This is a genomic window from Luteococcus sp. (assembly GCF_043424415.1).
In the GTDB taxonomy this organism is placed as follows: Bacteria; Actinomycetota; Actinomycetes; order Propionibacteriales; family Propionibacteriaceae; genus Luteococcus.
The window spans coordinates 1-10,881 of record NZ_JBHWOO010000165.1; the positions used below are offsets into that span (position 1 = coordinate 1).

The following is a 10,881-nucleotide window of genomic DNA, read 5'->3' on the forward strand; positions in this document are numbered from 1 at the left end:
CGAAGTTGATCGGCAGCGTGAGCACGATGGTGATCAGCTGCGCCCAGTAGGCGCGGTCGCGCAGCCCCTGGCTGCCGTCGAAGACCGACGAGGGCAGGTAGAACATGCTGGTCGGGTTCGTCAGGGCGGTCTTGATCAGCAGGCCGACCGCCGCGGCCACCGAGCCGACGGCGAAGAAGGGCCAGAACTCGCGCCAGTAGCTGCGCCGGTGCTCCCGCTTGAAGGTCCACGAACGGTTCAGCTGGAAGTTCCAGAAATTGGCGACCACGAAGGCGCCGATCCACACCACGTGCGTGAAGCGCAGGGCGTGGCGCTCGGTGAGGAAGACCAGGGGGTCGTTGTCGTGGGCGGTGCCGCCGTGCAACTTGGTCATGATGACGGCCACCACCATGTTGACCACGACACCCGAGCCGCCGACCATGCCGAACTTGATGAACTGACGCAGGTGGCGTCGTCCGCGCTGAAGGCGCGACTCGCCGCCGGGCGTGCTCTCAGGGATGTGGCTCACAATCACCCGATCCTAGTGGTGTCGGGAGTGGAGGCGCGGGAGGCGGCAGCTCGGGAGGTCGAGGCGCGCGGGCGCCGCTGGCAGTGGGGGCAGTAGTGGCTGGAGCGGTTCATGAACTGCTCGCGCATGACGCCGGTGCCACAGCGGGGGCAAGGGCGATCGGTCTGTCCGTAGACATTCAGCGAACGGTCGAAATAGCCCGACTCGCCGTTGACCTTGACATACAGCGCGTCGAAGCTGGTGCCGCCCTGCCCGAGCGCCTCGGCCATGACGGTGCGGGCCGCCTCCAGCACGGCGAAGGCCTGGGCGCGGCTGAGCTTCTCGGTGGGGCGCTCGGGATGGATCTGGGCCAGCCAGAGCGCCTCGTCGGCGTAGATGTTGCCGATGCCGCTGACCAGGCCCTGGTCGAGCAGGGCCCGCTTGATGGTGGTGCGCTTGCGTCGCAGGCGCTGCGCGACCTCGTCGAGGTCGAAGTGCTCGTCGAAGGGGTCCAGTGCGATGTGGGCGATCTCGGCGGGCAGTTCCGCACCGCCGGGGCTGAGCTGGAGCCCGCCGAACATCCGCTGGTCCACGAAGCGCAGCTGGTCCTGGCCGCCGTCCAGGTCGAACAGGACGCGGGTATTGCGCAACAACGGCGCGTCGGGCCGGTCGACACGGAACTGGCCGCTCATGCCCAGGTGGGCCAGGACCGCGTCCCCGTCGGTCAGGGGGAACCACAGGTACTTGCCGCGACGGCGCGGAGCAGCGAAGGTGCGTCCGGTCAGGGTGAGCTCGAAGTCGTGCGGGCCGGCGTCGTGCTTGCGCACGGGGCGGGGGTGCAGTACCCGGACGCCGCTGGTGCGGCGTCCGGTGAGCAGCGGCTCGAGACCGGCGCGAACCGTCTCGACCTCGGGAAGCTCCGGCACGCTCAGGCCTTGGAGGTGGTGTCCGCGTCGCGCAGGAAGGCCGAGCCGATCACCGGTTCGGTGGGCGTGGCGGGCGCTGCCGACAATTCCTGCTCGGCCCGCTCCTGCTCGGCCCGGGCGGCCTGGATCGCGGCGAAGGCGAGGCCTGCCGCCTCCTGCTCCGCCTGCTTCTTGTTGCGTCCCTCGCCGGCACCGTACTCGACGCCGTCGACGACCGCGCGCGCGACGAAGCGCTTGTCGTGGTCGGGGCCCGACTCCTCGATGCGGTAGGTGGGCATCGGGATGCCCGCATTGGCACAGACCTCCTGCAGGGAGGTCTTCCAGTCCAGCCCGGCACCCATCTGGTCGGCCTGGGTCACCAGCGGGTCGAAGATGTGGTGCACGAAGGTCTCGGCCTTGGGCATGCCCCCGGTGAGGAAGACGGCACCGATCAGGGCCTCGGTGGTGTCGGCCAGGATCGAGGTCTTGTCGTGTCCACCGGTGGTGGTCTCGCCACGCCCCAGCTTGACCATCGGGCCGATCTCGAGACCACGGGCCACCTCGGCCAGCGTGACGGCATTGACCACGGCGGCGCGCAGCTTGGCCAGTCGGCCCTCCGGATAGTCCGGGAAGGTGGCGTAGAGGTGTTCGGTGACCACGACGCCCAGCACCGAGTCACCGAGGAATTCCAACCGCTCGTTGGTGGGGATGCCGCCGTTCTCGTAGGCAAAGGAGCGGTGGGTCAGGGCAAGCTCGAAGAGCTGGGCGTCCAATGGGACACCCAGCTCGTCGAGAAGCTTCTGGAAACGGCTCGCGTGAGCCGCCATGTCAGGCGTCGAGGACCTGGCGACGCGAGGCGCGGGGGCCGTACTGGCCGCACGCGGGGCACGCGGTGTGCTGCAGGTGGGCCTCACGGCACGCGGGGTTCACGCAGGTCACCAGGTTGACGGCAGTGGCCTTCCACTGGCTGCGACGGCTGCGCGTGTTGCTGCGGGACATCTTCCGCTTCGGGACTGCCACGATCTTCTCCTAGGGCTATCCGCATCCGGGCGGGGATGCGGTCATTCTGTCGGGAACCAGCCAGTGGCCGGATCAGTTGTCCTTCTCTTCGGTGCCGCGCACGTCCAGCGCGACGAGCTTCTCCCAGCGGGAGTCGATCGCCTCGCCATGGCTGTGGTCCGGATCATCGTTCAGGAGGGCACCGCATTCGATGCACAGTCCCAAGCAGTCATCCCGACACAGGGGCGTGAAGGGCAGTTCCAGCACCACGGCGTCACGCAGCGCGGGATCCAGGTCGATCAACTCGTCCTCGATCCGGCTGGCGTCCTCTTCGGCCTCCCGTTCGGGGTAGAAGTAGAGCTCCTGCAGGTCGTAGGTCTCCTCGTCGGAGAACTTCGTCAGGCAGCGGGCGCACTCCCCCTCCAGGGTGACCTCCGCGGTACCGGTGACCAGGACACCTTCGACCACGCTCTCCAGACGGAGGTCGAGGACGATGTCTGAGCCCTGGGGTACTGCGATCATGTCGATGCCAAGATCCGCCGGCGCCTCGGCGACCCGGTGAATCTCCTTCATCGTCCCGGCCCGACGTGCCAACTCGTGGATCTCGAGGACGAGAGGCGAGCGGGCATCGAGGCGGTGATGCTGGTTCATCACGGATCCCTCCAACGCACGACGGCATGACGGGAGTCATGACCGAGGACCAACTCTATCCGAGAGCCGACCGGCCACCAAACCAGCTACTCACGCCCTGCCGCGGGCATGTGGTTGTCTGGACTGGTGAACCGCTACCGCACCATCCTCGCCCCGGTGGGCGCCGAGATCGAGGTGAAACGGTCCGTCTTCCGCTGCCAGCTAGCCCCGATCAGCGACGAGGCCGCCGCCCGGGAGGTCATCGAGCAGGCCCGGAGCGAGTTCTGGGATGCCCGGCACCACTGCTCCGCCTTCATCTGGCAGGCCGACGGCTCCATGGCGCGCAGCTCCGACGACGGCGAGCCCTCCGGCACAGCCGGCGCCCCGATGCTGGAGGTGCTGCGGGGCTCCGGCCTCACCGAGGTGGTGGCCGTCGTGACCCGCTGGTTCGGCGGAACGCTGCTGGGAGCCGGCGGCCTGGTGCGCGCCTACTCCGATGCGGTGCGGGCCGGGCTGGAGGCCGCGACCGTCCGGGAGCGCGAGCTGGTGGGTGAGCACGAGGTTCGGCTGGACCATGCGCTGGCGGCGCGGGCCGAGTCGGCCCTGCGTGCGGGCGGCACCAGCGTGCTTGGGACCAGCTATGGCAGGGACGTCACGATGACCCTGGGCATCCGCGACGAGGATCTCGACCAGGTCGAGGCCTTGCTGGCGAGCCTCAGCCATGGCGGGGCCGAGTTGGTGCGCGTCGGGAGCCGCTGGGTGGACTGCTGAGCCGGCCGCACGGCGATTGATCTCCTGCCCTCGTCCAGAAACCACATCCACAGCAGCCCTTGGTGCAGATGCTGCACCATCACAGGCCCTCGATGTGGTTTGTGGACGGGAGTCGGTGAAGGGCGCCGGCGACCGGGCCGGGTCAGCCGCGGGAGACCTTGCGGCGGATGGCCTCGGCCACGGTCGGGGTGACGAACTCGCTGACGTCGCCGCCGAAGCGGGCGATCTCGCGCATCATGGTGGACGAGATCGTGGCATAGGGGCCGCCGGCGGGCAGGAAGACGGTCTCCAGGCCCGAGACGTGGGTGTTGATGTGGGCCATCTGCAGCTCGTAGTCGAAGTCGGAGGCAAAGCGCAGGCCCTTGACGATCACGTCGCAGCCCTGGGCCTTGGCATAGTCGACCAGCAGGCCATCGATCAGCCCCACCTCGACACCGTCCAGGTGGGCGACGGCGTCACGCACCAGCTCGATGCGCTCGGCCTCGTCGAACATGGGCGGTGCCTTCGTGGAGTTGCGACCCACCGCCACCAGCACCTGGCCGAAGACGCGGTGGGCCCGCTCGACGACGTCGAGGTGGCCCTTGGTGATCGGGTCGAAGGATCCTGGCACGATCGCTCGGGTGCTGGCCTCAGTCATCGGTCTTCTCCTCCTGCTGCGCGGATGGGGGGTCGTCGGACCACTGGACGTGGTGCAGCACCGTCTCGCCGTAGTCGCGTTGCCAGTGCTCGGTGCCCTCGGGCAGGGCGGGGACGCCGCTGCGCCGGGAGCGTTCCAGCACCACCAGCCCGTTGTGCACCAGCCGCGGCATGGCCAGGGCGAGGGTCTGGGCCACCTGGTCATTGGTGAAGGGATAGGGCGGGTCGAGCCAGATGACGTCGAACAGGTCGGTGCCGCGCTGCAGGAAGGCGTCGACGCTGGCGCACTCCACCTCGACGCCGAGCTTCGCCTTGCTGGCATTGGCCTTGATGATGCGGCTGGTCGGCTGGTCCTTCTCGACGCAGACCACGCGCCGCGCTCCCCTGCTGGCGGCCTCCAGCCCGACGGCGCCGGAGCCGGCGAACAGGTCGCAGAAGGCGATGCCCTCCAGGTGGGCCTCGGCCCCCTCGGCGGCACTGCCATTCCAGGTGGCGAGGCTGCTGAACAGTGCCTCGCGCACCCGGTCGGTGGTGGGGCGGGTGCGCTCCCCCGGCGGTGTCTGCAGCCTGGCGCCGCGGGCGCTGCCGGCGATGATCCTGCTCATGGGGTCCAAGACTAGCCGGGCGTCCGTCTGGCTTCGGGAATCACTCCATCTGACGGGCGGCACTGTCCACCAGCGGGTCCAGGGCCGGAGATCTGACGACGTCCAGGTCCGCTTCGAGACTCCTGCCGGAGAGGCTCGCGGCCTGCGGTTCGGGAGTGTGGCTCAGCCTCGTGACGATCCCGATGTCACCCCATGCAGTGGTGCGCCGCGGAGAGGCGTGGACGAACGTGGCAGCCCGTCCTCCGCCCAGCCCGGGCCATCGCCCTTCCTGCTCGACGGCGGTTCCCACGCCATCCCTGCTGGCGATCCTCCGGCAAGACACGGTCCCCCAGGACATGTCGGAGCACTGCGTGGGACCGACCAGCTGCGCCTGGACCTGGAGCATTGCTTCCGTTCGGATGTCCGGAAGCCAGAAGTCGGCCGCATTGTCCCCATTGAATTGGAAGTGGTTCACCTCCTCCGGAGCCAATGCCTTCCGCACCGCATCGGTGAAGACTTCCTCGTCCAAAGGTGTCCGGGCAGGCCCGCCGTGTTCTTCGTCCCACAGTTCCTGCTGGTGACGCACACTGGCCATCGCCTCCAGGACCGGCTCCACACCCTTGTCGAGATCGGGCCGATCGAGCACCACCAATGCCTGGGATGATGTCAGGGGCAGCTGGTCCGCCGTGACAGGGCTCGCAGCCCCGGCCTTGCGATTCCACAAGGTCATCGTCATGACGTAGTCGTACTTGAGTTCCACGGCAGCAACCAGACGCTCACCGCCCCGCCCGTCGTCAGCCACGTGCTGGGCCAGGATCTCCCCCTGCTGTCCCCAGCGGTGCTCGACGCCCTTCGGCTCGTCCACCGGAGATCCCGGGGCATGGGTGACTGACAGCTCACCACTGGCAGTGCCGTGGTCGCCGGTGACAGTGAATCGCTGGACCACCTCTGCCGAGCTCGAGAACCCGCCAGGGTGGGCTTCAACCCGCATCTGCTCAGGCATGACCGACGCCAGCGCCGACAATGTCTGGCTACCTGCCTTCTCGAGCTGGGGTGGAACCGCAGCATGGTCGGCCAGTGTGGTGGGTGGGTCGAGGATGCCGGACTGCTGCACCACCAGTGCGGTGCCCAGCAGTGCCGTCGAGATCGCGAGGGCGGCAGCCCCCGCGCGGCGCGAGCGCCGCCGGCCGCGCTCGATGCCGCCCTGCACCAGTCCTTCCACGGTGTCGGGATCGGCCTCCTCGGCCTCCGGCCGGGACGCAAGGCGTCGCAGCTCCGTCTCCAGGTCCTTCATCGCAGTGCCTCCTCGGTGGCGGTGGCGTAGGGGCGCATCCGTTCCAGCGCCCGGTGACAGGTGGTGCGAACCCATGCCTCGCTGCGGCCCGTCAGCTGTGCGACCTCCTTGACCGGGCGGTCGTCGAGGTAGCGGGCGACCACGGCGATCCGTTCGGTCTCGCCGAGGCGTTGCAGTGCCGCCTCGAGCAGCAGGCGCCGGTCCACCTCGTCGGTGGGGTCGGGCGACGGCGGGGGTACTGGATCGGCCAGCGCCAGCTCACTGCTTGAGCGGCGTCGTGCCTGCTCCAGGAAGACGTTGAACAGCACCGTGTGGGCATAGCCCGTCGGGTTGCGGCCCTCGTCGATGCGCCGTCGGCCGCGGTAGAGGCGGGCCAGGGTCTCCTGCACCAGGTCCTCGGCCCGGTGCTCGTCGCGACACAGCAGCCGGGCGCGTCGCAGCAGGCCGGGGGTGATGTCCCGGGCGTAGTCCTCGAAGTCCTGTCTGCTGCGCATCGTGTGCCTTTCGTGGGTTCACCCTGTCCTATGCAGCTCGACCCGTCGGCGTGACAGTCGACGCAGAGAAGTCCGGGCAGCACGGCAGAAGTGGCCCCTGCGTCGCGGGAACCCCGCGCGGTAGGCCACAATTGACCCCATGGCAGAGAACAACCCGATCACCATCATCGAAGAAGACACCTGCTGGGGCTACCTGGCCAGCCAGGAGGTGGGTCGTCTGGCAACCGCCAAGGACGGACAGCCCGAGATCTTCCCCATCAACTACTGCGTCGACGGTCAGTCGATCGTCTTCCGCACCGCATCGGGTTCGAAGCTGCAGGAGCTCTCGGAGAATGCCCACGTGGCCTTCGAGGTCGACGGCTGGAACGACGAGGGCGGCTGGAGCATCGTGCTGAAGGGTGATGCCAGCGAGATCACCTCCGCCCACGAGCTGGCGCTGGCCGACAAGATGCCGCTCAAGCCCTGGGTTCCCACCGTCAAGAGCCACTACGTGCGGGTGGTGCCCAGCGAGATCAGCGGCCGCGGCTTCACCTTCGGCCCCGAGCCCAAGGCCTGACAGGACCGCAAGACCTGGCCAGACTCCGCGACGGGCGTCCACCTCCGGGTGGGCGCCCGTTCGCCATGCGCTACGAACGGCCAGCGATCCAGCTTCCGACCTGCTCGATGTAGCTGGTGAACTGCTCCCGAGCCATCGGAAGCGCCGCCACGAACCGCTCCCGGTCGAGGGTGCCGTATTCATGGACGAGGATGTTGCGCAGGCCGACGCTGGGGCTGATCGCCTCGGCCAGTTCGGGCGTGATCACACCGATGGCCGCTGCCTGCGTGAAGCTGGACCTTGCATCAGACGGCAGCATGCCAGCCATCGTCGCCACCACATGGGCATTGATGTCGCTGGCAAGGTCGACCAGCTGGGCCACGGCCCGTTCGGCGGCGGCCGTGCGGACGAGGTCGACCTCCACGTCGCAGACAGCGAGTTCCCCGACTTGGTCGAGCACGTCGAGCATGCGCCGCATGAGCATCAGCCGCTCGATGACGGTTGCGGTCGACAGGTCCCTGGGCGTCATCCGATCAATGTCCTCAGCTGGAGCTCGCGCAACCGGTGGGTGTCGCGGTACTGGCCGAAGGCCGTCATCTGGCTCACCGCGTACTTCTGCGGCGTGCGTTCGACGAGCACCTCCCCCGGTCCCAGGGCTGCCCACCGCGCCACGACGCCCGCACGGTCAAGACACATGATGTCGAGCCCTTCCCCGTAGCGCTCCATGAGGGCCATCACGACGTCGAGATGGTCGCCCGGATCATCCCGCAGGAAGCTGTAGGCCAGGTCAACATCACCCGCCGTGTCGGGGCGCTCAAGCACGCTCCCGAAGACCACCAGGAGATCGATGTGGAGACGGGCGCACAGGGCCCCCAGGACACCGCTGTCCGCGTCAGCGCGCAGGCGCGCGATCTGCTCGGCTGGACCTCCCATGAAGTTCATCCTAGGCGACCGCGGGTGGCCTCAGCTCTTCTCGAGCCAGTCCCCTGCCGAGAGCATCTCGGTCTGGGTCACCATGTCGGACAGGTAGGGGTTCACGCGGTCGGGATCGGAGGCCACCAGCGCCTCGGCCACCTGTCGGCAGTGCTCGATCAGGTCGGCGTGCTCGATCACGCGCAGCAGTCGCAGGTTGCTGCGGCCACCCGACTGGTTGGCCCCCAGCACATTGCCCTCACGGCGCTGCACCAGATCGAGCTCGGCCAGCCGGAAACCGTCCCGGGTGGACTCGACCGCCAGCAGCCGCTCGGTGGCCTTCGAGTCGACCGGGGCCTGGGTGACGAGCAGGCACAGCCCCGCGTGCTGGCCACGTCCGATGCGGCCTCGCAGCTGGTGCAGCTGGCTGATGCCGAAGCGGTCGGCGTCGAGCACCACCATCATGGTGGCATTGGGAACGTCGACCCCCACCTCGATGACGGTGGTGGCCACCAGCACGTCCACCTCGCCGCTGGCGAAGCGGGCCATCACGTCGTCCTTGGCATCGCTGGGCATGCGCCCGTGCAGGGCCTCGACCCGCAGCCCCTGCAGTGGTCCGCCGCGCAGCATCTCGACGGTCTCGACGACGGTGGCGCTGGGCGGCGGCTTCTCCTCGTCGCTGGCCACCTCGTCGGTGTCCTTGGCGTCGATGCGCGGGCACACGACGAAGGCCTGGCGTCCCTGCTCGACCTCCTCGCGGATCCGCTGCCAGGCACGATCCACCCACGTCGGGTGCAGCGTTGCATTGACCAGGTTGGTCTGGACCTCCTGCCGGCCCCGCGGCAGCTCGTCCAAGGTGGAGACCTCCAGGTCGCCGAAGACGGTCATCGCCACCGACCTAGGGATCGGGGTGGCCGTCATCACCAGGACGTGCGGGCGCAGCTCGGCCTTCTCGTTGAGCACCGAGCGCTGCTCCACGCCGAAGCGGTGCTGCTCGTCGACCACGACCAGGCCCAGGTCGGCGAAGCTCACCCGGTCGGCCAGCAGGGCGTGGGTGCCCACCACCAGCCCGGCCTGTCCGCTGGCGATCCGCAGCATGGCATTGCGCCTGCTCACGGCACTCATCGAACCGGTGAGCAGCACCACCTCGGTGGCCACCTCCGGCGCACCCAGCGTCTGGCCCGCCGCAAGGTCTCCCAGCTGGTTGCGGATCGACTCGAAGTGCTGGCTGGCGAGCACCTCGGTGGGTGCCAGCAGGACGGCCTGCTTGCCCGAGTCCACCGCCCGCAGCATGGCCCGCAGGGCCACCATGGTCTTGCCCGAGCCCACCTCGCCCTGCAGCAGGCGCTGCATCGGCGACTGGCTGGCCAGGGCGGTGAAGATCTCCTCGCCCACGCGCTGCTGGCCCTCGGTGAGGGTGAAGGGCAACCGCTGGTCGAAGGCGGCCAGCAAGCCGTCCGCGCGGCCCGGCAGCGGGGCCGCGCGGAAATGCGCATTGTCGTGGCGGCGGTAGGCCATGGTCAGCTGCATCTGCAGCGCCTCGTCGAAGAGCAGCCGGTCAGCCGCCGCCTGGGCGTGGTCCCTGCTGGTCGGCCGGTGCGCCTCGCGGAAGGCCTCGTCGAGACCCATCAGGCCCTCGTGCTCGATAACGGCCTGGGGCAGCGGATCGGCCAGCGGGCCAACCTGCTCGTGCACCAGCTCCACGGTCTCGCCGATCTCCCAGGTGGGCATCTTCGCGCTGGCCGGATAGATGCCCACCAAGCCGCCGCGCACCACCTGGCGCACCATGGTGGCCTTGTCCTTGCTGCCGACCACGGCGCCGCTGGTGTCGAAGAGCACGTAGTTGGGGTGGGTCAGCTGGGGCTGGTCCATGAAGGAGCCGACCTTGCCGACGAAGATGCCGCGGGTACCGGGGGTGAGCTGACCGGCCCAGTACTTGACCAGGTGCCCCTTGCCGAAGAAGGTGCACGTCAGGAAGCCGGCGCCGTCGGTCAACCGCACCTCCAGGCGACGCCGGGGCTCCTGTCCGCGCACGGCCGCGCTGGCCACGCTGGCCAGCACCGCCACCTCCTCACCCACGGGAAGGTCGGCCAGCGGTGAGTCCTCGGTGCCGGACAGGTAGCGACGGGGCAGGTGGCGCAGCAGGTCCCCGACCGTCTCCAGGCGCAGCTTGCTCGACAGGATCTTCGCCGTCGGGGAGCCGACCAGCTGGGAGAGGGGCCGGTTCAGCTGGGCGAAGGTCTCGGTGCGCCACTGCGGTTGCCATGTGCTCGTCACGTCGGCGAGCCTACTCGGAGGCACTGACACATCTGCGGGCGCACGAAAAGGCCATCGGGCGAGTCGTGACTCGTCCGATGGCCTGCACGGCGCCCTGCACGCAGGGCGGGGTGGGTCAGCGGGAGACCTTGCCAGCCTTCAGGCAGGAGGTGCACACGTTGACGCGCTTCGGGGTGCCGTTGACCAGGGCGCGGACGCGCTGGATGTTCGGGTTCCAACGACGGTTGGTCTTCTTCTTCGACCACGGCACGTTGTGGCCGAAGCCGGGGCCCTTGGCGCAGACATCACAAACGGCAGCCACTGGAGTACTCCTCGATAGACGGACATGTTCGCACCGGACCTGCTCAGACCTGTGCG

General features: G+C 68.8%; 15 protein-coding genes. 2 read left to right on the plus strand and 13 right to left on the minus strand.

Going from position 1 to position 10,881, the window contains the following annotated elements:
- From ACHFFZ_RS09915 to ACHFFZ_RS09935, 5 genes are all read right to left on the minus strand, one after another.
- The coding region (locus ACHFFZ_RS09915; RefSeq protein ID WP_394276463.1) for a GtrA family protein at positions 1-508 on the minus strand (508 nt) is incomplete at its 3' end.
- 2 nt (positions 509-510) lie between these two features.
- Positions 511-1,413 (minus strand): bifunctional DNA-formamidopyrimidine glycosylase/DNA-(apurinic or apyrimidinic site) lyase, encoded by a 903-nt coding sequence (gene mutM / locus ACHFFZ_RS09920; protein ID WP_394276464.1) that lies wholly within the window; start codon positions 1,411-1,413, stop codon positions 511-513.
- A 2-nt stretch (positions 1,414-1,415) separates the two neighbouring features.
- A complete protein-coding gene (gene rnc, locus ACHFFZ_RS09925) occupies positions 1,416-2,219 on the minus strand; it encodes a ribonuclease III (RefSeq protein ID WP_394276465.1) in 804 nt (267 codons plus the stop codon).
- Between the two features lies 1 nt (position 2,220).
- On the minus strand, positions 2,221-2,412 hold the full coding sequence (gene rpmF, locus ACHFFZ_RS09930; RefSeq protein WP_394276466.1) for a 50S ribosomal protein L32: 192 nt from the start codon (positions 2,410-2,412) through the stop codon (positions 2,221-2,223).
- 72 nt (positions 2,413-2,484) lie between these two features.
- Positions 2,485-3,042 (minus strand): YceD family protein, encoded by a 558-nt coding sequence (locus ACHFFZ_RS09935; protein ID WP_394276467.1) that lies wholly within the window; start codon positions 3,040-3,042, stop codon positions 2,485-2,487.
- Positions 3,043-3,168: 126 nt separating this feature from the next.
- On the opposite strand from ACHFFZ_RS09935, the gene ACHFFZ_RS09940 reads away from it, so the two are divergent.
- On the plus strand, positions 3,169-3,792 hold the full coding sequence (locus ACHFFZ_RS09940; RefSeq protein ID WP_394276468.1) for an IMPACT family protein: 624 nt from the start codon (positions 3,169-3,171) through the stop codon (positions 3,790-3,792).
- 142 nt (positions 3,793-3,934) lie between these two features.
- On the opposite strand, the gene coaD is transcribed toward ACHFFZ_RS09940, so the two are convergent.
- From coaD to ACHFFZ_RS09960, 4 genes are read right to left on the minus strand one after another with little or no spacing between them, the layout of a single operon-like run.
- Positions 3,935-4,429, minus strand: a complete 495-nt coding sequence (coaD, locus tag ACHFFZ_RS09945; protein WP_394276469.1) for a pantetheine-phosphate adenylyltransferase — start codon at positions 4,427-4,429, stop codon at positions 3,935-3,937.
- Positions 4,422-5,033: a 16S rRNA (guanine(966)-N(2))-methyltransferase RsmD gene (gene rsmD, locus ACHFFZ_RS09950; RefSeq protein WP_394276470.1), complete on the minus strand. Its 612-nt coding sequence runs from the start codon at positions 5,031-5,033 to the stop codon at positions 4,422-4,424. Before rsmD ends, coaD begins: the two co-directional genes overlap by 8 nt.
- Positions 5,034-5,073: 40 nt before the next feature.
- The gene (locus ACHFFZ_RS09955) at positions 5,074-6,306 is read right to left on the minus strand and encodes a hypothetical protein (RefSeq protein WP_394276471.1); all 1,233 of its coding nucleotides are present in this window, start codon (positions 6,304-6,306) and stop codon (positions 5,074-5,076) included.
- On the minus strand, positions 6,303-6,800 hold the full coding sequence (locus ACHFFZ_RS09960; protein ID WP_394276472.1) for a sigma-70 family RNA polymerase sigma factor: 498 nt from the start codon (positions 6,798-6,800) through the stop codon (positions 6,303-6,305). The genes ACHFFZ_RS09955 and ACHFFZ_RS09960 overlap by 4 nt, the downstream gene beginning before the upstream one ends.
- A gap of 139 nt (positions 6,801-6,939) precedes the next feature.
- Here ACHFFZ_RS09960 and ACHFFZ_RS09965 point away from each other — a divergent pair, with 139 nt between their 5' ends.
- Positions 6,940-7,356, plus strand: a complete 417-nt coding sequence (locus tag ACHFFZ_RS09965) for a pyridoxamine 5'-phosphate oxidase family protein (RefSeq protein WP_394276473.1) — start codon at positions 6,940-6,942, stop codon at positions 7,354-7,356.
- A 70-nt stretch (positions 7,357-7,426) separates the two neighbouring features.
- On the opposite strand, the gene ACHFFZ_RS09970 is transcribed toward ACHFFZ_RS09965, so the two are convergent.
- The 4 genes from ACHFFZ_RS09970 to rpmB form a co-directional block, all read right to left on the minus strand.
- The gene (locus ACHFFZ_RS09970) at positions 7,427-7,864 is read right to left on the minus strand and encodes a DUF86 domain-containing protein (protein WP_394276474.1); all 438 of its coding nucleotides are present in this window, start codon (positions 7,862-7,864) and stop codon (positions 7,427-7,429) included.
- Positions 7,861-8,268, minus strand: coding sequence for a hypothetical protein (locus tag ACHFFZ_RS09975; protein ID WP_394276475.1), 408 nt, complete (start codon positions 8,266-8,268; stop codon positions 7,861-7,863). Before ACHFFZ_RS09975 ends, ACHFFZ_RS09970 begins: the two co-directional genes overlap by 4 nt.
- A gap of 30 nt (positions 8,269-8,298) precedes the next feature.
- A complete protein-coding gene (locus tag ACHFFZ_RS09980) occupies positions 8,299-10,524 on the minus strand; it encodes an ATP-dependent DNA helicase RecG (RefSeq protein ID WP_394276476.1) in 2,226 nt (741 codons plus the stop codon).
- 115 nt (positions 10,525-10,639) lie between these two features.
- Positions 10,640-10,825 carry a 50S ribosomal protein L28 gene (gene rpmB, locus ACHFFZ_RS09985; protein ID WP_394276477.1) on the minus strand — a complete coding sequence of 62 codons (186 nt, stop codon included), beginning with the start codon at positions 10,823-10,825 and terminating at the stop codon, positions 10,640-10,642.
- Between the last annotated feature and the right edge of the window lie 56 nt (positions 10,826-10,881).

Coding starts and splice junctions, on each gene's coding strand:
- coaD (WP_394276469.1), bottom strand. CDS start 4,429: ATGACTGAGGCCAGCACCCGAGCGATCGTGCCAGGATCCTTCGACCCG.
- ACHFFZ_RS09955 (WP_394276471.1), bottom strand. CDS start 6,306: ATGAAGGACCTGGAGACGGAGCTGCGACGCCTTGCGTCCCGGCCGGAG.
- ACHFFZ_RS09970 (WP_394276474.1), bottom strand. CDS start 7,864: ATGACGCCCAGGGACCTGTCGACCGCAACCGTCATCGAGCGGCTGATG.
- ACHFFZ_RS09960 (WP_394276472.1), bottom strand. CDS start 6,800: ATGCGCAGCAGACAGGACTTCGAGGACTACGCCCGGGACATCACCCCC.
- rsmD (WP_394276470.1), bottom strand. CDS start 5,033: ATGAGCAGGATCATCGCCGGCAGCGCCCGCGGCGCCAGGCTGCAGACA.
- ACHFFZ_RS09965 (WP_394276473.1), top strand. CDS start 6,940: ATGGCAGAGAACAACCCGATCACCATCATCGAAGAAGACACCTGCTGG.
- rnc (WP_394276465.1), bottom strand. CDS start 2,219: ATGGCGGCTCACGCGAGCCGTTTCCAGAAGCTTCTCGACGAGCTGGGT.
- ACHFFZ_RS09935 (WP_394276467.1), bottom strand. CDS start 3,042: ATGAACCAGCATCACCGCCTCGATGCCCGCTCGCCTCTCGTCCTCGAG.
- ACHFFZ_RS09975 (WP_394276475.1), bottom strand. CDS start 8,268: ATGGGAGGTCCAGCCGAGCAGATCGCGCGCCTGCGCGCTGACGCGGAC.